This window comes from Microcystis wesenbergii NRERC-220 (assembly GCF_032027425.1).
In the GTDB taxonomy this organism is placed as follows: Bacteria; Cyanobacteriota; Cyanobacteriia; order Cyanobacteriales; family Microcystaceae; genus Microcystis; species Microcystis wesenbergii_A.
On sequence record NZ_JAVSJA010000001.1, the window covers coordinates 1,908,292 to 1,928,064 of the forward strand.

Here is a 19,773-nt window from a genome sequence, read left to right on the forward strand (position 1 = left end):
ATCGCTGTAACCATTGTAACATCGTTATTAAATAAAAATCTTTCTCAATTAATTTTTAAGAATTTGTAAATATTGCGGAATGTTAATTTAAATATTCTCAAGTTTGTAGAGTCAATAGATAATTTTTGCTTATCTTTGACCAACATTGCGTTAGGAGTCAGTATTCAGGAGATAGGAGTCTCCGAGTCAGTATTCAGAAGTCGGGAGATAGGTTTTAGGTGTTGGGGTTTTGGGGTTTTGGGGTTTTGGGGTTTTAGTTCAATTTCCCCACTTCCCCCCGCAACGCGCACGAAGTGGTCTCCCCCAATTCATAATTCATAATTCATAATTCATAATTCCCACACCCCACACCCCACACCCCACACCCCACACCCTGTCCCCTAATGCCTAGAGAATTTCAATAATTCCTTGACTGCCATCGAGACGAATTAATTGACCATCTTTTAACAATTTCATGGCATGATGCACATCCATAACCGCCGGAATTCCGTATTCTCTGGCAATAATAGCACCATGGGATAATTGTCCCCCCACCTCGGCAATAATGCCCACAGCCCGGGATAATAAAGGGGACCATCCCGAGTCAGTATAGGGAATAACGAGAATAGTATTAGGGGCAATTTCTAGATTTTGTAGGGTTGGCATAATTTTGACTCGTCCCTCCACTGTCCCCCCACTAGCGGCAATTCCCTGTAAGCGTTTTTTGGCAGTTAAATTTGAAACTAAAAATTCTCTTTTCGGTGGTTGTCCATAAACGATGTAGGGAATATCGGTTAATTGAGAGTTTTCTTGGAATTGTTGGCGACGCTGGCAGATAATCTGGTTAAGATTGGCGATTTTATTATTCTGACCCAACTGGGTAACTTCTGAGTAATTTAGATAAAATATATCTCCCGTCTCCGATAATATTTGCTGCTGTAACCAGAGGGTTTCTAAAGCAAGAAAATGCCAGCGTAGGTGAGCTAAAAGACGGGAGTAAATTTCAGTCCCTTGGTTTTTGATATTTAACCTTTTTTGGACAGTATGGGAAGATTTAACTTTTTTATGGCTATTATTACCCGGACTATCTAAGGGGAGTTGTAGCAGCTCTTGGGGATTTTCTCGCCATCTCGGTATCGAAATATCGGTTCCTACTTCGCTTAAATAACCGTAGGTTTCTAACCAGAGGGAAAAAGCTGAGTCAAAATCTCGATCGAGCGTATTTTTTCTCAGTTCAAACAGCGATCGCATTGAGGCTATTTCTGGTGCTTGGGAGTTATCCAATTTCTCAAAAGGTACTCGGGAAATACTGCGACGCAAGGCGAAGCTAAGAGGGGCAAGAATACTATAATAGGTAGCTTTTTTTAAGACGGTTAAAATCTCCTCAATTTGCTCTAAAATCTCCCCTGAAGATAAAGCTTCTAGGGAAGTAGCGTTAATTTTTTCGAGCGTCGGGATAAAATAGTTTTTTTGATCTTGGCTAAAGTCTTTTTCTAACTGTAATTCCCGTCCTAAAAGTTTTAATAAACCGGGGGAATTAGCCAAGGTTGCCGTTAAAGGTGGTTTGGTAAACTTTGCCCCTTTGGTCAGGAATTCTAAGCTTTCTGGAGGTAATCCCATACGACGGAAAATTGTTCCTAATAAAGAAGCATTAAAATAAGCTCTTTGATAGTGTAAAGTCGCCGTTTCATTGAAGTCCAAATCGAGGGCTTTTTTGTCTAAAACTAACCGGAAAATATCTCCCCAAACTCCACAGGTTAAAGGGCGATTAATTGACCAAGGCAAAGGACGAATCACCCCGGGTATAACTTCCGCCGCGATTTTTCTTGTCCAAATTGGCTGTAAATTGGTGATAGGACGGCACTGTAATAACCATAATTTTTGTCCGTCATGAGTCCATTCTATATCTTGGGGAATGCCATGATCAAGGGTTTCTAATTGCCGACAAAGATTAGCTACCTGTTGAATAATAGCAGGGGGAATATCTCCCGCTCCGATGATGATATTTTCTTCTAAATTGACTCGATAACTTTCGGGGGTGATTCTTCCCGATACAACTCTGGTGGCATCTCCGGGTAAAGCTTCAATAACCACATCTAAACTGAGAGGATTAATCGGATCACGACTGAAGGCAACCCCCGAAAAAACTCCTCGAATTTGTTCTTGAATTAACACAGCCATGGCCGTGTTTTCTTGACCTCGATCAAGTCGATAATTAACAGCATTAGGACTATTATAGGAGGTTTGGCAACTTAAAATCGCCGCCGCTAAATTTTCTTGATCGATGACGTTAAGAATTGTAGTATATTGTCCCGCAGATGAAGCGGTTTCACTATCTTCTCCAATAGCGGAAGAGCGCACGACTAAGGGATGATTAATATCAGGATGAAGAGATTCTATTAACGGCTGTGGATCATCCCCCGGTGGTAAAATCCAACCCCTAGGAATGGGATAACCGGCACGCTTAAGATAGGCTAAAGTGGCGGCTTTTTGTCCCACTTTTAAAGCCGTCAGATTGTCATCAAGAGTTTGGATCGATCGATCTCCACGAAAAAAACGAAACATAGTTTTTGATTCATTGTTAACACTTGCTTCGGGTAAGTCTAAATCGTCGGCTATTTTTTGAAAAATTGCCCCTAATAGACAGGCTAAAGCAATGGCAGTTATAATATAACCTGAATCGTGGGGACGGCGCAAGGTGAGAATTAAAGCTAATAAAAATAATCCTACCAATCTACCCGTAGATTTTTCTCGAAAAATAGTAAAGCTAATCCCACTAATGATTGAGGTGAGAAAAACAGCGACAAAATCGTGAACGATTAATCCCCAGAAAACATTAGTAGTTCCCGCACCTTTTCCTAACCAATAGCGCCCCACGACTAAGGCAATTAAAGCTAATAATTCCCAAGTGGAGCCGGTGGGAAAAAAGAAACGGGTTAGAAAAATAACGATAATTCCCTTGGCTGCTTCCGAAATTACCGCCAAAATTCCCACCAATTTACCCCCATGATAAAAGGCGGCAGTTACACCGATATTACCGGTCCCTAATTGGGATAATTTACGTCCAGTTACTAGATAATTTATCCAATCGATCAGAGGCAATCCCCCGATTATGGGACAGACTAAAAAAATAAATAGGGAACCCCAAATTTCTGTCATTATATTTTCTGGCTCTAAAAAATAGTTAATTCTCGGTGGAGTCCTGTCAGGTATCGGGATTAGAATAATTCCGCCCACACTCCCTGAAATCTTATATAGTATTTTAGCTCTACCAACCGACGACATTATTTATTTTAAATTTTACTTTATAAATACTTACAGCCTTTCTCGGACAGATGAGGTATAATGACAATAGTGATTGCAGCAATTACGGGTGTCTTTCTTGGAGACTGCCTTAAAAGCTTCTTCGAGAGCCTTGTCTAAGTCTCGATAATTTTTCGGTTGTAATTTTCCCAAGATAGACTTGACTTTTGGGCAAAAGTTTTCAATAGTTTTCAATCGAGGTAAAGTCGAGAGAGTAAGGATGTAAATAAACTATCTTAGGCTCCTTCTTCTCCCACAGCTTGACGGACTTCTTCGCTGACATGAATTTTATCACTCACCCTTCGCTCATTTCTGGAACCGAAAATTTGATAAATTGTCTCAAATGCAGTCTAGCAAACGCATTGAGCGTTCTACTCGAATATTTATTAGTACAAAAAGACCATTTTGAGGTTAAGGAATCGCCACTTTTCTGCTTATCTTATTCGCTAAAAAGCATACAGGATAAAGGTTACAGCAATTTTAAAACCCTTGCCTTAAAAAATTAAGCGAACAATGAGTTATAATTGATAGCAATTACAGAAAATTATTATCTTGAAAATAAAATAAGACTAGGTTTATGTTGCTCGATCCTTTGGCAATGTCTTCAGTAGAACTAGATAATTTAAATCAACTTCCTGATTGTTCGGCCATATATTTTGCTATCGATTCTCAAAATAGAATTCTTTATATTGGTCAAGCAGTTAATCTTTTAACTCGCTGGAAAAATCACCATCGTATATATCAATTACAAGAAATTAATCAAGATTATCCTGTAAGAATAGCTTGGCAAGTTTGCAATAATGAAGAATTAAATGAAATTGAACTATATCTAATTAAACATTTTCAACCTTTGCTAAATAGAACACAAGTTAAATCTCCACAAATTGTACCATCAGAGTTAGTCTTCCGAAATTTTCTCAGGGAATTTTCTCGACGATTAATCATTATTGGGTTTAAACCACAAACTTCTCAAGAGCTACCACATATTCATTTGAAATATGACTGGACAGATTGTTCTCCGAAAGGTACAGCCGCAAAGATTAAAAATTTTATTCAAGAAAATAATCATATAAATACCAGTTTTAAGATTAGAAGAAAACCTTGGGGAAGAATCAGGGGGCCAGAAGAGTTTCAAATAGGCAGTCGCGGACAAAAAGCCCTAGCTCGTCAGAATCGTTCCTATAATAATCATTGGGAAATGGCTTGTAATGGAGTAATAATCTCTATCACCCCTACCAATAATTATAAACAGATTAAATCAGTAACAAATTTTCAAAAACTTGCTGGGGTAAAAATGAGAACAATCCCAGAACATGATTTTAAGAGAATGTCTAATCAATATCCTCATGATTTTGCGGACTTATCGTGCTTTGTCGATGATTTAGTTCCGTTACTTTGGATTGAAGGGTAATCTTGAATGGGTGCATCTCAATTTTGTAGAAATATCTATATTACATTTTGGGTGCATAGGATCATTGGTGTCAACTCAAGGAAATAGCCCGCCAAATTTGTTGAGAGAGAGCCTCCCTTTCCCTGTGTCGTTTACTTTCAGCTTTAACTCAGCCAAAAAGTTTAGCTCGCTCGGCTAAATAAGTAGTCGTGCAAAATTAATTTCCTAGTCGAGACGGGAGACAGTTATCAGTTATCAGTTATCAGTTATCAGTGGGTAAGTTATCAGTTATCAGATTTGAGTTTTAAGTGTGCAGTATTAAATAGAAGTTTCCTACTGGTACTTAAACAAATTTCAAGCCCAAATGTAGCCCAAAGCCGCTTTGTGAGCGGAAAAGACATCAATATTCTGCGTTAGCCAAGGGAAAAAACAAAAAGACATCGCTGTACGAAAAGCCTCCAAAGCATCAGTAAATGTCTCCAAAGGTTTATTCGCCCATCGCCTTTGTAGTCCCCCGGTTAAGTGATGCCAGAGAATAAAAGTGTAGGCACAAAACACCAGGATAAAATGGCGAAGAAGGCTTTCTTTCTCGCGAACCTGATATTCTCTTAGCCCTAACCATCCTTTCGCCTCTCGATAGAAAACTTCTACCCAATTTCTTGGCGAGTAAGTTTCTACTACCCACTGCGGGGTTACTTTTTCCGCCTGGACATTCGTGATAAAATAATCGATGTCCGTCGCTTCTTCCCAAGAACTCGCGTTCATGACGATGGCAAAAGTTCTCTCTTCTTCTAAAGAAGCGATGCGAGCAGAAACAATAAATACGTACAGGGTTTTCGGTTTTTCAACTGAGAGAATTACTGGGGTAAAACTCTCTGGCTTCAAGCTTTTTGCTAATTTCTCCAGACTGATTTCTTCCTCGATTCCTGATTCCGTTTTTCGGATAATTTTTCGATTTTTAGCCACTCCTCCTAAATACTTTAGTTTTCTCTTTTCTAACTCTTTCAGAAACGGCGTGTTGTTTCCATACCCCGCCTCTATCAAGACAATTTTCGGTCGGTATTTTCGCTTTAAACTTCGGTCGATTAATTCGAGTCCGAGTTCGGGTTTCTTTTTCAACTCTTCGTCTTCTTTTCCCGATAGTAGAGAAGATGCCGGTTGATATATCTCGATGTCTAAGGGTAAGCTTTTTTTCCCGTCGTAGAGATGGGTGGTTACTACCACTACTCCGTTGTCTGTCTTGCCGATCTCACCGAGGTATTGTCTTCCGACTCCCTCGGTAAAATTGCCACTTTTTCGATGTCCCGAATCATCCAGAATCATCGTGAAGCCCACGCCGATCCTAGTCTGCGAGCATTTGTTCATCACTTCCAGACGACGTTGGTTAATTTGCGTCGCCGACCAAGGAGCCTCGGTTAAAAAGTGATGTAATCGGTGATAAACCACCCCCACCGAGTTATCCGCCATCTGGGTTAGGTTTTTTCGCTCGCTTTCTCCTAATAATCCGCCTAAATAGTGTCGGAAGCCATTTTTTTGCGACTGGTTTTTGAAACAGTCATCGAATCTAGCGCACCATCTCTCGAAGCAGGGCGGCATAGCGGATGGGGTCGTTTCTCCCATGGGCGTATTTTGACGTGAAAGCCTACTATGACTTGATTATAGCTAAAAAAATTCGGTTCTGTGTTTAAGTCCCACTACTGTCTTTTCACTGATTACTGTTTACTGATCACTGATTAGTGTTCACTGTTTACTGATCACAGCAAAAAGCTGACGATTGCTCATCATTTATCGCACTACATCATTGGTAATGGTAATCATAATTCTTCGCAACCTCGCACCTTGAAACTCGCCAGGAATCTCGTGTTTATATCGAATTAGGAAGTTAGGAGTATGATTTGAGAAAGTTCTGATAATATCGACATTTTGTTCGATGTTATTAATATACAGTTTCATCTTATCTATCGTGCTGTCACCCAACTTTTCATCTGAAGGGGCGATTATCTTTGGTTTGGCAAATTCAACTTTGAGTGTCACCTCGCCACTAAGACGAGGAAGATCACAAGTGATCTTCTGTTGCTGCCCTAACCAGTTATAGACATAACATAGTTTTCCCTGATAGATGTAGAAACTGTGTTCACCAAAATATCCGCCGTGCGCCATCAGAACAGCTTGTAATTCCCCTTTAGCTTTGGAGAAATCAATAGCTGCTTCGATCGCATAGAAACGAGTGCTAATATTAGGAGCAACAGCCTCGTAAATTTCTGATACCCCTGGATAATAGGTATAGCTAAATGTGGTAGATTTTGAGTCATCAGAAAACCCTGGGGGACGTAATTGAGGAATTTCTCCACCCAATACCGCAGCCCCAGAGCAATCTTCAAGGGGCATATATTGTTTAGCCATCGAAATCTCCTTAGTAATTGATAACGGAAAAAAGTGAGAGATTTAACTGGGATTACACTGATGGACAAAATTAACAAATCAACTTTGTTGTAACTCAATACTACTCAGTCCTCTATGCTAAGATGATCCAAAAAACGCAAGTTTTTAAATTGATAGGCAAAAAAAGGGCGTGGCGTTGTCAGATCAGAATAACCCCGTGTGCAACTATATTTTCAGTCTTGATTTACAAGGTTTTCAGAAATCAGCAGAGATAAAGTATCCTCTGGAACCCTGATTCTGTGGTTTTTAGTTGCACATCGCGTGAATATGAAAGATGCAATGCAATCCTTGCTATCAAAGTAATTTCAGTTCCGGGCTGATTCGGATCATCTTTCAATTTGACAACGCCAAAAACCTTATTTTAAAAGGGTTTTACCATTATTCAGCCAACCCTAACTAAAAAGAGAGAAATTTTGCCAAAATAAATTAACAAAACGGCTCTTCTAGAGTAGTTATGATATATTAGTACAAAATAATCCACGCAAGCCTTGCCAAGTAAGGCTTGCCAGAATTCAAAAAAGCAATTTTAATAAAAAAAGCTTTTTGCTTTGTCGGATTCCAGGCTATTTAAGGGGTTAAGCTCATTTAAACTACTAATTTGCTATAACCAGTCTAGGAGAGCCAACAAAACTAGAAGAATACTTAGAAGTTTACCTTAAATGTCGGTTTGAAGGAACCCTCGGTTTCACCTCGGAGATGAAAAACCGACCAGTATAAAACAGCACTTCGACACATTTCGACACGCTCAATGTAAAAGCTCAGTGTCCACACTTCGACACATTTCGACACATTTCGACACGCTCAATGTAAAAGCTCAGTGTCCACACTTCGACACATTTCGACACATTTCGACACATTTCGACAGGCTCAATGTCAAGGCTCAATGTCAAGGCTCAATGTCAAGGCTCAATGTCAAGGCTCAATGTCAAGGCTCAATGTCAAGGCTCAATGTCAAGGCTCAATGTCAAGGCTCAGTGACACGAAGCACAGCTAATATTCAGGGGAATCCTGATTCTCTACATATTTCTTAAGTTGGTCTATTGTGACACCGCCACAACTAGCCACAAAATATGCCCCTGTCCACAAAACTCTCTTGTCTTGACCATATATCTTTTTTAAATGGTCAGAAAAACTGTCCCACATTAGTTTGCAAGAGGTTGACTTTAAGTTGGCTATTAATCCACTTAACAGTTTATGAGGGGGGTAAGTTAAAAGAATGTGAACATGGTCTGATTCTCCGTTAATCTCTATTACCTTCGCATTCCATTTCTCGGCTATGTTATGAAAGGCTACCTTCAAAAACTCTAAATGCTCTTTCTGAAACACCTTTCTACGGTACTTTGTCACGAGAACTATGTGAACAGTGAGATTAAAGGTAGCCCTAGGAGTCTTGAAATAATTAGTTTTCACCCTCTTGATACTTTGTACGATGAGTTGCTATAATCATAGCATAACACATTGAAAAGTCGAATCAATGCGAGTCATAGAGTTTAAGTTAAAAACCAATTCACACCAAGAAATAGCCATTCAAGAGGCTATAAGAGTGGGACAGTTTATTAGGAATAAGTGTCTAAGATTTTGGATGGACTCTACCAAAGAAGACAAAGTAAACTATGCTACTTTGTGCCGCTTCGTCACAGATTTAACCCAAAATCTTGAGTTACCTTTTGTTGGTAAACTCAACTCTATGGCTCGTCAGGCAAGTGCCGAAAGAGCTTGGTTTTATATATCCGGTTTCTCCGACAATTGCCAAAGGGATTTAGCTAAAAAAGGCTATCCTAAATTCAAAAAGTTCTCAAGGTCTGTAGAGTACAAAACTTCTGGTTGGAAGCTAACAGAAGACAAAAAGTTGATCCACATCACGGATAAAACAGGGATAGTAAAATTAAAGCTAATTGGCACTTTTAACCGTGAGATTCTCGATAAATACACAATCAAGAGAGTCAGGCTTATTCAACGAGCAGACGGCTTTTATTGTCAATTTGTCTTAGACATTGAGCGAGTAGAACCCTTTAACTCTACGGGGAAAGAAGTGGGCATTGATTTAGGCTTAAACCATTTCTTAACCGATTCTAATGGGGATAAAATTGATAACCCTCGGTTTCTTCGTCAAGCAGAAAGACGCTTGAAAAAAGCACAGCGTCAACTCTCGAAAAAGAAAAAGGGAAGCCAAAAAAGGTTAAAACAGAAATCTAAAGTAGCTCGCCTTCATTTAAAAGTTTCTAGACAACGTAAAGATTTTGCCGTAAAGACAGCAAAAGCGTTAATCCAATCTAACGATTTGGTAGTCTATGAAGACCTGAAGGTGTCCAATATGGTGAAAAATCCTAAGCTTGCTAAATCTATTTCAGATGCAAGCTGGTCAATGTTCACCAATTGGTTAGACTACTTTGGGAAAATACACGGGAAGTTTGTGATAGCGGTAAATCCACAATATACTAGCCAACAATGTTCTAGTTGTGGCAATATTGTCAAGAAAACATTATCTGTAAGAACACATATTTGTTCTTGTGGGTGTGTCTTGGATAGAGATGAAAACGCCCCTATCAACATTCTTCGCAAAGCCAATACTGTCAGGACGTTCGGCGAGACTTCGGACGTTCGGCGAGACTTCGGACGTTCGGCGAGACTTCGGACGTTCGGCGAGCTTTTGTCGAGCCGCGGACAGAAATTCAAGCCCGACTACAGACTCCCCACTGTCTATTAAGTGAAAGCCTAATAAATAAGGTAACTGGATGAACAGGGAATCGGGAGCATGAGCGCTTCGGGGAGCGTCAACCTACTCTCACCTATTGCTACCAGAACTATCCAGGATACCGAAAGAAAGATTGTCATTGCGAGGGGAGATTGAGAGATTCTCCCTTTTGGGGAAAAGTAATCCCTCCCCGAAGCAATATCTCAAAAGTTTTAGTTGTTCTGATTGGTAATAAATTGATGAACAATCTCAACTTTTAAATTTAATTCCCGCGCAATTTGTTCTTGATTAAGTCCTAACCTAACGAGAAGGGGAATTGTTTCCAATTTCCCGTCAAGTTTCCCGTCAAGTTTCCCTTCAAGTTTTCCCTCTTCTTTGGCTTCTTGATAAAACTTGGTTTGTTTCCATTCCGTGAGATTAAACATAGCTTCTAACTCCTGGCGACTTTTCTGCGGAAATTTGTAGATAATAATCTTCTCGATTAACTCGATAACATTTCTTTGAGTGTTAGGGTCAATAACCTGTTGGTGGGTTTGCTCAATCAAGGATTGAACTTGTTTTGGTGCTTTTTTGGTGCTGATGAGGATAAACTAGAGGATACTGATCCCAAGAGATGATACATGGGATAACTTTAGATTAGCGCCTATTATTCTCCCCAACATCTATTCTTCCCTTCTTTTAATTTTCCTTGGCGCTCTTCCACATTTCTTCAATAATTTGACCGATCACATCTCTCGATGAATGCACAAAAAATACCTCGTCTCTGTGGGCTAAAAATTCAGGCAATTACTCCCTATTCTCGCGCTTGGTCGCAACAGCGATCGCTGGTGGAGGCAAGAATCGCTAATCCCGACTTACCTGATGTGCTGCTGCTGCTGGAACATCCCCCCGTTTACACCCTCGGTACCGGTTCGGATATTAAGTTTATTAAATTTAATCTTGACAAAACCGACAAAGAAGTGTACCGAATCGAGCGAGGAGGCGAAGTCACCTATCACTGTCCGGGGCAGTTAGTGGGCTATCCGATCCTCAATTTGCGCTATTATCAGCAGGATTTACACTGGTATTTGCGACAATTAGAAGAAGTCATCCTGCAAACTATCGCTATTTATGGATTGTCGGGGGCAAGAATCGCGGGCCTGACGGGGGTATGGGTAGAAGGGTATAAAATAGCGGCGATCGGTATTAAAGTTAGTCATTGGATTACCTATCATGGTTTTGCCATCAATGTTTGTCCAGATTTAAGCGGTTTTGCCGAGATTATTCCCTGTGGGATTGCTAATAAACCCGTGGGCAGTTTACAGCAGTTTCTGCCTAATATTAGTCTTATGCAAGTACAACAAGATTTATCGAGAGTTTTCGCCTCAGTTTTCGGTGTGGAATTATTTTCTCTTGACAAGGATTAATATGAGCGATCGCAAAGAACCAGAAAAACTCGCCGCGGAAAATAGGGCTGATAACCCCGAAAATAACGGTAAAACCAGTTTATCGCCCCCCGATGCTTCCGAATACGTCTCCTCTTTATCTTCGCGTAATCCCGTGCGTCAGCGCATCCTAGTATTAAAAGATCTTCGACCGGGTAACGCGGGGTTACTACTGGCCCCCCTGATGGTGATGACCATCGGCCTGGTCTTTAGCTGGGACTGGTTAGGCTTTTCTGGGGCGATAGTAGCGATATTAATATCTTTACAGGTGATTTTACCCTCTATTCGCCAGTGGATCGCCCATTATCTCACCCCCTCTGAACGTCAGACGGTTTTCGCTTTTATAGTTTTTATAGCTGCTCTGGCCGGATTAGGGAAATATTTAGGAGTTTACGAGCGCATATTGCGATGGTTAGACAGTTTTAAATACGATGAGTTCGGTTCCTGGGCCGAGTGGGTGGGGGCCCTGGGACAGATTATGATTGCTGTGTTAGCCGTCTATGTGGCCTGGGAACAGTACGTTATTTCTAAGGATTTAACCATACAACAAAATCGCATTACCCAACAACAGACGATCGATTCCTATTTTCAAGGGATTTCCGATTTAGCCTTGGATGAGGAGGGATTTTTAGAAGATTGGCCCCAGGAAAGAGCGATCGCAGAAGGTCGCACCGCTTCCATCCTCAGCAGTGTCGATGCCTCCGGAAAAGCGAAAATACTGCGTTTTTTGAGTCAATCGCGGCTATTATCACCGATTAAACGCGATCGTTATCTAGGCCGACCAATTCTAGACGGGGAAGGGGGTTATGCGGAGGATCGAGAGTTCGGTACAAGAGTAGTACACTTGGGAGTAATGTTAGCCGGGGCCGACATTTCCGGGCAGGATCTGCGCTGGACGGATTTAAGCGAAGCGAATATGGTGCGGGCCGATTTAAGTTATAGCGATTTGGTGAAAGCAAATTTATCGCGGACAATTCTCTACGAAGCTAATTTAAGAGGGGCAGATATGAAAGGGATGCGTTTATTTTATGGTTCCCTAGAAAATGCTACCCCCCGCAGTCGTACCGTTCCCCCCAATTATGACAGCGGAGAACACACGGGAGCAGTGGTAGAAAATGTCAATTTTACCGGGGTGAAAAACATGAGCGAGGAACAACGTCACTATTGTTGTCGTTGGTGTGGGGAAAAGTCCCGCGCAACCATTCCGGGGGGATGTGCTGATATTGCCAATCTTTTGGGCCGTTAACGGAGACGGTCGGCAGTCCTGATGACAAAGTTGGACCGCCAAGCATGAGAATATTCTGATTGAGGAATTGGCGTTATTTCAGCTTCTATTTTCCACTCAGTGCCTCTCCTGATATGTAGCCTATACTCAAGGGATTTAGTATTACTTCAGATCTGATTACTCAATCCAAGCTTTTGGGGGGTTCTACCCCCCAAACCCCCCGTTGGGGGCGTGGCGCGGTCACTGAGCGTGTCGAAGTGCCGCCCCCAAACCCCCCGCGCATTAGTTTTTCGGTGAGATGCTTACACGCAGCTGCTAATACATCTGTAATAATTTCAGAGTCACTCCACTTGCAAGAGTGCCTCTCCTGATATGTAGCTTATACTCGACGGATTTAGTATGAATAATTAGGGTTTGCTGAATAAATCTAAAAACCTTGTTGGATAATATCTTTAGGCTTTACTCAATTGATAATTTTCCGCCCCAACGATCCTGGGGGATAAAAGTCCGCTCTAGATTAATTTTTGCCACGGGTTCCGTGAGGGTAAATTCTCCCGATTCGATTAGTGCTTTTAATTCTAAAGCGGCTTCCCGGGACAGGGAAATACTGGCCAAAGGAGCCACCCTAACACTTTTTCCCTCGATCATAATCCGACCGCTTTTTAGTTTAGCGTAGGTGATTAAACCAAAGGTAGGACGGACTCGCCGGGGAATGGAAAAATCCACCACTGGAGCGACAATTTCCTCATCTTTTACCCCACAATGTCGAACGATTTCCTCGCTTAAAATCGGAATCGGTACTGCTACTCCTAACATTAAAGAAGCCCCATAATTTTTGAAATAACAACCCCGCACCCAGCGAGCATTCATTTGTTTAGCATCACCAATTAAGGCTAAGGTGGAAGCGGGGCCAATAGGAGTTCGATTTTGTAGGCGTTTTTGCAGGGGAAAATGTTGGGTTCCTTCCCAAGCAATATAACCGATTCCTCCTCCCAAAAAAATGCGCGTACCGATGCCTATAGCCTCTAAATCGGGGTCATTTAACAGGGGAGAAATTGCTCCAGGGTTAGAATACACCGCATTACCTAATCGTGGCTGTAGTGGTCCCAAATAAGTATATAAAGTCCGCTCTCCCCCATTGACTCCGACGATAAAATTCTGGTAGAGATTGCGAGGATTAAAAAGATAAAATTGATTGATAGTATCCTTAGAAATAATCGTTTCAAAAGAAGTGCGAGGATAACAATCGGTGGCCTGGCCGACAGCGCGCAATTGAATCGATTTTCCAGCGATTAAATCCTCAATAATATGTCCGCCGCCCCTTTCGGGATTTTCTCCCTCTAAATTCTCATTTTTGGCCGCTAGATCACTAATAGCACTGGCTCCTAAGTATAAATCCACCGCCCCAAAACCAGCATAAGCAGGAATCCCATCTAACCAACATTGACGAATTTTTATCGGCGGATCCGTCTGACCTAAATTAATAATTGCCCCCGACGATTCCATCGGTTCAAAGGTTCCCGTACAAACCACATCTACTTGGGAAAAAACCTCCTTAATTCCCATCTCGGTAACACGGCTTTTTAATTCCTCTACTGTCCAGACTACAGCCGTTTTTTTAGCGATCTTGTCGTTGATTTCAGCGATTGTTCTCATGATAAAAATTGGCAAGATGGGGGGTTAGGGAGCTTTTTGCTGTTGTCAGTAAACAGTAATCAGATTTGAGTTTTCAGTCAGTGGTAAGTAGGTAGGCGTTAAAAATTATCAGACACCCCCCTTATCAAGGGTAGGGTTGATTCATGAATCAACCCTACCTTATCAAGGGGGGCAGGGGGGATCGAACCTAAAATCCATTTTTAATTTAATTATAACCAGCTACTTATTAACCGAGCAGTATTAAATGGCGGTGACAGTGCTGTTTTTTCACTGATTACTGATTACTGATCACTGATCACTGTTATAAGATGAGAAAGGGAAAATTTACGATCGAAGCTTTTCTATGACAGTTACACCCGTTCCGGCCTCCTTTAATCCTGTTTCTGGTCTAGTTAACCGTATTCTCGCCATAAAACCGCTTTTTGACATCGCTCGCTATCAGGCCCGCAATATGATGATTAAAAGAGCCGAAAAACTAGGCGTACCTTGGCGAGAAACCGTCAAACAATGGCAACAAAGGGATTGGAGTCGGGAACTGCAAGCGGTAGAAAATCCCGATCTCGTCTATCCCGAATACTACGTTTGTTCTTTCCACGCTTACGAAAAGGGCAATTTAGACTGGTTGCCAGCTTTTGAGGTAGAATCTGCCGCCTATGCTGTCCATTCTACCATCTGGCCCGGGGCGGGGATTGACGGCGATCCGCGATTGCGACGGGAATATCACCGGATATTGAAGGAGCAAATCAAGGCAGAAATTAACGATATTGTCGATTTAGGCTGTAGTGTCGGCATGAGCAGCTTCGCACTGCAAGATACTTATCCTCAAGCGCGGGTAACTGGGTTAGATCTCTCTCCCTACTATTTAGCCGTTGCCCAATACCAAGCTCAACAAAAACAAAAGACGATTCAATGGCAACACGCAGCCGCGGAAAAAACTCAATTACCCAGTCAGTCCTACGATCTGGTATCGTCGTTTTTAATGTTCCACGAACTACCCCAACAGGCTACTAGAGAAATTTTCGCCGAAGCGCGTCGTTTATTGCGATCGGGGGGTTATTTGACGCTGATGGATATGAATCCGCGCTCGGAAATTTATCGAAAAATGCCCCCTTATGTCCTAACCTTACTCAAGAGTACCGAACCCTATCTCGATCAATATTTTACTCTCGATATCGAACGGGCATTAGTTGAAGCGGGGTTTCAAACACCGATCATTACCCCCACCAGTCCCCGACATCGGGCGATTGTTGCGCGGGTTTCCGAATCATAATTTTGAGGTAATCAATGAAGATAATTTTTCGTCAAAGCTGGACAAAGATATTAACTATTGTCCCTCTCTTCCTGTTAATTTTTGCCAGCAAAACCCTCGCCCATCATGCTATGGGAGGGCAAACTCCTGATAATTTTTGGAACGGATTTTTATCGGGTTTAGCTCACCCAGTTATCGGTTTAGATCATTTAGCTTTTGTGGTGGCTAGTGGTTTAATTGCTGTGGGGATGGAACAGGGTTTATTGATTCCGATCGCTTTTGCAATTGCCACTTTAATCGGCACGGGCATTCATTTACAGGAAATAAATTTACTTTTTCCTGAGGGGATTGTTGCCCTTTCTGTGGTGATTTTTGGCGTGATTTTAACCCTGAAAAAAGGTTTACAAACTCATTCTAATCTCTATACGATCGCTCTGGCAACTCTGGCAATGATCGCGGGAATTTTCCACGGTTATGCCTACGGAGAATCAATTATCGGGGCGCGAGTTGCCGCTTTAGTTGCCTATTTAATCGGTTTTACCGTCATCCAATTAGCGATCGCAGCTGGAGCTTTTTTCCTTGGCGGTGTCATCAAGGAAAAATTAGCCAAGCAAGCAACTCTAATTAGCAAGTTCATCGGATTGGCAATTATGGCGATCGGTACAACTTTTTTAGTGGGAATTAAGTAAATTAATCTCGATGGGGCTAATTATTAATGGCTCTCTTGAGGTTATGGGATCGAAGAAAGGGCGTACAATATACGCCCCTGCCAAACAAGTGCGGGAGAGCCGCTAAATCAAAAATAAGCCAGATAAATCTAAAAATAATCCTGATTTCTACCCCTACTATTTTTTTAGGTTTCCGAGGGGAAGTAACCAAACAGTTTTTTATAATCAGAGGCCAGATATCCTCGGTGAAAAAAACCTAATTCTTCGGCAATTTCATAAACTAATTTTGTCTGATTATTTTGGTTAAGAGATTGATGTAAAGCATTAAGACGAAGCAATTTAAAATAATTGTAAGGAGACATTTGATAGAAGTCTTTAAATATATATTCTAAGGTGCGTTGACTTACTTTTAATTCTTGACAAATCGCTGGAATAGTCAGATCAGAACGCAGATTTTTTCTCATCATTTCTTCTGCTTTTTTGAGGATAGAGGTGCGTCTGATAGCGTTTTTAGGGATTTTAATATCTTTGGTTACTGCTAAAGTCAAAAGAAAATCTTTGACAATTTCTTCTTTTAATTTTTGACTGACAAAATTCAATCTTAATGCTTTTCTTTTCCCAGATATTTGTTGACGATCTAAATTAAATAGCATTTGATAAAGTTGATGACAAGATTGTTGGAGATGACGAATTTTTTCCGATGGGCAAATCACAATAGAAGAAGCGGAAGAATTTAAAAACTTTTTCGCTTCTGGTAACTCTAAAGTTTGGCACAATTGTTGCAGATAATTATCATGAACGTAAAGCTGAAAACGATTGGAAAAGGGATGTTGAAAAATGGAAATTTCTGATTTAGGGGGGACAATCCCAAGATAGTTATTTTCTAATGAGTACAAATTTTGGAAGAAGACGGAATTCACGTGAATAGGAATCGCAAAAACCCACATTTTAGAATGGACTACTCCCACAACATTTATTAAACAATTACGTTGCGATAATTCTAACATCACTTCATCGATGATGATCCTTGAAAGATACCCTTCAAAATGATCACCACTGAGTTGTAAAGCATCTCCGTTGACAAATTCTCGATTCTGAAAATAGCGAGAAAAGTCACAAAAATATTCACTTTTAAAGGTTAATTCCTGAGAATCAATTAAAATATCGGTTTTATTGTCAAAAATAAACATTTATATAACTCCTGGGTTATTGAGTGAAATAAAGCTTTTTTGGCGTTGTCAAATTGAAAGATGATCCGAATCAGCTTGGAACTGAAATTACTTTGATAGCAAGGATTGCATTGCATCTTTCATATTCTGATCTGACAACGCCAGGTTTTTGACCTGTTAAAATCCGATGTTCATGCTGCGAAAATAGGATTGTGACCTTCAAAAACCTTGCATTATCCTTTTAATAGTACATTAACTCGTACAAAGAAAGAGGGCAACAAAGCCTGAAACTCCTGACTCCGTTTGGACCTCGGCGTGAGACTTCGGACGTTCGGCGAGACTTCGGACGTTCGGCGAGCTTTTGTCGAGCCGCGTGAGCTTTTGTCGAACGCTCAGTCGAGCGGACGGTGCTGACGACCGACTCCTGACGACCGACTCCTAACCCCACCAACAAACTTTTTGCCGCAAACCCTAGTTATTTCAGGATGAGGTAAAGATTCCCCTAATTTCTGATAAAGTTGCATCAGAGATACTAGGACTTCTTCAGCATTTTTCACAGCTTCAGCATAAGTATTACCATGAGTTCGCCATTTTTGACCTGGAAAGTCGGGTAAGCCAACTAGATAACAATTGTCTTCATCAGACCACTGAATCACTATTCTATATTTAAGTTTTTTCATCTTCTTTTCTCCTGACCTCTTCAATGGCATTTTTGACTTCTTGATTCTTGGTAACGTTTAGCATCCGCTCCGTCTTTTCCCGAGAGAGTGATTTTCCCTGCATATAGAGGGTGTAACCAATGGTTGTGACTGCCTTTTCCCGGAAAATCAATAAATCCAGCTTTTTTGAGCATTTGTTTTAATTCTCTGATTTTTTTTGGCATCAGTCAAGATTTGATCGATCAGGTAATTTGCTGGGGGGTGTGACAAGTCTTGTATAATCTGTTAAAACTATAAGATGCTAAAAAGGCTGCGCTATAATACTCCATCAGGATGATAGCACGGTAATTAGGAGAAGCGATGAACACTATCCAACTGACAACGGAAATAGAAGATTTGATTGCTCAACAAATCAAAACAGGAAAATATCAAGATGATTTAGCCGTTATTGAAGAGGGATTGCGTTTATTGGCAGAAAGAGACAGAATTTACCGAGGAAGATTTGAAGAATTGAAACGGGAAGTTATGATTGGCGTTGAGGAATTAAGACGACAGGAAGGAATTAATGCCGAAGAGGTTTTTTCAGAATTAGAAGAGGATTTACAACAAATAGAGGCTAAGGGTTTCCCGATGAGTCAGAAATAATGTCAAAGATTATTTTCTCACCCTCAGCTAGATTGGATTTAAAGCAAATTAATAGTTACTTGGCTGGGAAAAATCCGCAAGCTGCTAGAATTTTAAAAGAAAAAATCCAACAGGCTTGTAAAAAATTAGCTAAATTCCCCAATCTGGGACGTAGGCGCGATGAGTTAATCCCTAGATTACGAAGTTTTTCAGTAGAAGATTATCTGATCTTTTATTTCCCTCTTGAAACCGGAATTGAAATCGCAAGAGTAGTCAGTGGATATAGAGATTTAGATGCTATGTTTGATGTTGATTAAGCAAGCGATCGCATCAATCTAAGGGTGTCATTCTTCCCTGCTCCCCAGTAGCATCGGCTGGGGGTTTCTTCGGGAAATTTAAGCTGATCTAAACTTAACAAAAACCTAACAAAACTTCACCGAAAAACTCTTGACTCGGGAAAAAAGAACTGGTACAACTTGACTTAGTAAAATTATGGAGGATACACCATGATGAAAACCAAAAAACTGACCCTCCATAACGCTGCTCCAATTTGGCTACGATTAATATATGAAATTTGAATGGGATGAACGCAAAAATCAAAGCAACCTTATTAAACATGGATTTGACTTCGCCGACGCTTATCGTATCTTTAACTTACCAATGGTTGTTGAATTGGATGAGCGAGAGAATTATGGAGAAACTCGCTTTGTGGCTATTGGTTTACTAGATGGACGAGTCGTTGTTATTGTCTATACTGAACCTGACGCTCAAACAATTCGCATTATATCCTTAAGAAAAGCATTATCTTACGAAGGAAAACATTATGAGCAATATCTCAAAAACAGATTGGAGTAGAATTGATGGGATGAAAGATGAGGATATTGATACTTCTGATATTCCTCCACTATCAGAAGATTTTTGGGTTAAAGCACAATTGCGACTACCGGAAGATATTGTTACTGTAAAAGTCGAAATAGATGCAGAAACTTTTGCTTGGTTTCAATCCCAGGGAGAAACTGCACAAGAACAAATGTCTGTGGCGTTAAAAACTTATGCTCAGGCCAATCAAGCTTTTTCTTCATCTATAACAAAAGTAGAATAGGGGAGCAGGGGGGGTAGCAGGGGAGTACAGGTTTTTGCTCTCATAGTAGGTTGATTCATGAATCAACCTACTATGACTGGACCAGGGAGAGCAGAGAAGCAGCGGTTTTTGCTCTTCTCGGTCCCCCTTTTCCTTGACTCACGAGTGTTAGAAGACTTAGATTCGGATAGATGAACCAGTCTATCTGG

Annotated in this window: 19 protein-coding genes and 1 pseudogene; 11 read left to right on the forward strand and 9 right to left on the reverse strand. The window is 40.9% G+C overall.

Annotated elements, in window-relative coordinates; genetic code table 11:
* Positions 1 to 387: 387 nt before the first annotated feature.
* Positions 388 to 3,138 (reverse strand): glycerol-3-phosphate acyltransferase, encoded by a 2,751-nt coding sequence (locus RAM70_RS09240; protein WP_045358654.1) that lies wholly within the window; start codon positions 3,136 to 3,138, stop codon positions 388 to 390.
* A gap of 742 nt (positions 3,139 to 3,880) precedes the next feature.
* On the opposite strand from RAM70_RS09240, the gene RAM70_RS09245 reads away from it, so the two are divergent.
* A complete protein-coding gene (locus RAM70_RS09245) occupies positions 3,881 to 4,693 on the forward strand; it encodes a GIY-YIG nuclease family protein (protein WP_312673414.1) in 813 nt (270 codons plus the stop codon).
* 333 nt (positions 4,694 to 5,026) lie between these two features.
* Here the strand turns inward: RAM70_RS09245 and RAM70_RS09250 are convergent, their stop codons facing one another.
* The 3 genes from RAM70_RS09250 to tnpA form a co-directional block, all read right to left on the reverse strand.
* Positions 5,027 to 6,292 (reverse strand): IS701 family transposase, encoded by a 1,266-nt coding sequence (locus tag RAM70_RS09250; RefSeq protein ID WP_312673416.1) that lies wholly within the window; start codon positions 6,290 to 6,292, stop codon positions 5,027 to 5,029.
* Between the two features lie 165 nt (positions 6,293 to 6,457).
* Entirely contained in the window at positions 6,458 to 7,075 is a 618-nt protein-coding gene (locus RAM70_RS09255) for a hypothetical protein (RefSeq protein WP_045358651.1), read from the reverse strand.
* A 1,029-nt stretch (positions 7,076 to 8,104) separates the two neighbouring features.
* Positions 8,105 to 8,524 carry an IS200/IS605 family transposase gene (gene tnpA, locus RAM70_RS22930; RefSeq protein WP_045358650.1) on the reverse strand — a complete coding sequence of 140 codons (420 nt, stop codon included), beginning with the start codon at positions 8,522 to 8,524 and terminating at the stop codon, positions 8,105 to 8,107.
* 64 nt (positions 8,525 to 8,588) lie between these two features.
* Between tnpA and RAM70_RS09260 the strand changes: the two genes are divergently transcribed.
* A complete protein-coding gene (locus RAM70_RS09260) occupies positions 8,589 to 9,821 on the forward strand; it encodes an RNA-guided endonuclease InsQ/TnpB family protein (RefSeq protein WP_080754261.1) in 1,233 nt (410 codons plus the stop codon).
* A 200-nt stretch (positions 9,822 to 10,021) separates the two neighbouring features.
* Here RAM70_RS09260 and RAM70_RS09265 read toward each other — a convergent pair whose 3' ends face one another.
* Positions 10,022 to 10,396 carry a DUF2887 domain-containing protein gene (locus RAM70_RS09265; protein WP_312675866.1) on the reverse strand — a complete coding sequence of 125 codons (375 nt, stop codon included), beginning with the start codon at positions 10,394 to 10,396 and terminating at the stop codon, positions 10,022 to 10,024.
* 150 nt (positions 10,397 to 10,546) lie between these two features.
* On the opposite strand from RAM70_RS09265, the gene lipB reads away from it, so the two are divergent.
* From lipB to RAM70_RS09280, 3 genes are all read left to right on the forward strand, one after another.
* Complete coding sequence (gene lipB, locus RAM70_RS09270) at positions 10,547 to 11,215, forward strand: lipoyl(octanoyl) transferase LipB (protein ID WP_045358649.1); 669 nt, start codon at positions 10,547 to 10,549, stop codon at positions 11,213 to 11,215.
* A gap of 1 nt (position 11,216) precedes the next feature.
* Positions 11,217 to 12,479: a pentapeptide repeat-containing protein gene (locus RAM70_RS09275; RefSeq protein WP_045358648.1), complete on the forward strand. Its 1,263-nt coding sequence runs from the start codon at positions 11,217 to 11,219 to the stop codon at positions 12,477 to 12,479.
* 122 nt (positions 12,480 to 12,601) lie between these two features.
* Positions 12,602 to 12,829 (forward strand): hypothetical protein, encoded by a 228-nt coding sequence (locus tag RAM70_RS09280; protein WP_238567793.1) that lies wholly within the window; start codon positions 12,602 to 12,604, stop codon positions 12,827 to 12,829.
* Between the two features lie 88 nt (positions 12,830 to 12,917).
* On the opposite strand, the gene RAM70_RS09285 is transcribed toward RAM70_RS09280, so the two are convergent.
* Positions 12,918 to 14,114 carry a homocysteine biosynthesis protein gene (locus RAM70_RS09285; RefSeq protein WP_288002646.1) on the reverse strand — a complete coding sequence of 399 codons (1,197 nt, stop codon included), beginning with the start codon at positions 14,112 to 14,114 and terminating at the stop codon, positions 12,918 to 12,920.
* A 343-nt stretch (positions 14,115 to 14,457) separates the two neighbouring features.
* On the opposite strand from RAM70_RS09285, the gene RAM70_RS09290 reads away from it, so the two are divergent.
* The gene (locus RAM70_RS09290) at positions 14,458 to 15,384 is read left to right on the forward strand and encodes a methyltransferase domain-containing protein (RefSeq protein WP_312673420.1); all 927 of its coding nucleotides are present in this window, start codon (positions 14,458 to 14,460) and stop codon (positions 15,382 to 15,384) included.
* Positions 15,385 to 15,398: 14 nt separating this feature from the next.
* On the forward strand, positions 15,399 to 16,052 hold the full coding sequence (locus RAM70_RS09295; RefSeq protein ID WP_312673422.1) for a HupE/UreJ family protein: 654 nt from the start codon (positions 15,399 to 15,401) through the stop codon (positions 16,050 to 16,052).
* Positions 16,053 to 16,216: 164 nt separating this feature from the next.
* On the opposite strand, the gene RAM70_RS09300 is transcribed toward RAM70_RS09295, so the two are convergent.
* The 3 genes and pseudogenes from RAM70_RS09300 to RAM70_RS09310 form a co-directional block, all read right to left on the reverse strand.
* Positions 16,217 to 17,221 (reverse strand): helix-turn-helix domain-containing protein, encoded by a 1,005-nt coding sequence (locus tag RAM70_RS09300; RefSeq protein WP_312673424.1) that lies wholly within the window; start codon positions 17,219 to 17,221, stop codon positions 16,217 to 16,219.
* A 371-nt stretch (positions 17,222 to 17,592) separates the two neighbouring features.
* Positions 17,593 to 17,880 (reverse strand): type II toxin-antitoxin system HicB family antitoxin, encoded by a 288-nt coding sequence (locus tag RAM70_RS09305; protein WP_238567790.1) that lies wholly within the window; start codon positions 17,878 to 17,880, stop codon positions 17,593 to 17,595.
* A pseudogene (locus RAM70_RS09310) lies at positions 17,867 to 18,083 on the reverse strand (type II toxin-antitoxin system HicA family toxin). The gene RAM70_RS09305 and the pseudogene RAM70_RS09310 overlap by 14 nt, the downstream one beginning before the upstream one ends.
* Before the next feature lie 136 nt (positions 18,084 to 18,219).
* Between RAM70_RS09310 and RAM70_RS09315 the strand changes: the two are divergent.
* The 4 genes from RAM70_RS09315 (at position 18,220) to RAM70_RS09330 (ending at position 19,585) form a co-directional block, all read left to right on the forward strand.
* The gene (locus RAM70_RS09315) at positions 18,220 to 18,504 is read left to right on the forward strand and encodes a ribbon-helix-helix domain-containing protein (RefSeq protein ID WP_045358643.1); all 285 of its coding nucleotides are present in this window, start codon (positions 18,220 to 18,222) and stop codon (positions 18,502 to 18,504) included.
* Positions 18,504 to 18,800: a type II toxin-antitoxin system RelE/ParE family toxin gene (locus RAM70_RS09320; protein ID WP_045358642.1), complete on the forward strand. Its 297-nt coding sequence runs from the start codon at positions 18,504 to 18,506 to the stop codon at positions 18,798 to 18,800. The genes RAM70_RS09315 and RAM70_RS09320 overlap by 1 nt, the downstream gene beginning before the upstream one ends.
* A gap of 250 nt (positions 18,801 to 19,050) precedes the next feature.
* The gene (locus tag RAM70_RS09325; protein ID WP_045358641.1) at positions 19,051 to 19,338 is read left to right on the forward strand and encodes a BrnT family toxin; all 288 of its coding nucleotides are present in this window, start codon (positions 19,051 to 19,053) and stop codon (positions 19,336 to 19,338) included.
* Positions 19,307 to 19,585 carry a hypothetical protein gene (locus RAM70_RS09330; RefSeq protein ID WP_045358640.1) on the forward strand — a complete coding sequence of 93 codons (279 nt, stop codon included), beginning with the start codon at positions 19,307 to 19,309 and terminating at the stop codon, positions 19,583 to 19,585. Before RAM70_RS09325 ends, RAM70_RS09330 begins: the two co-directional genes overlap by 32 nt.
* The last annotated feature ends 188 nt before the right edge of the window (positions 19,586 to 19,773 follow it).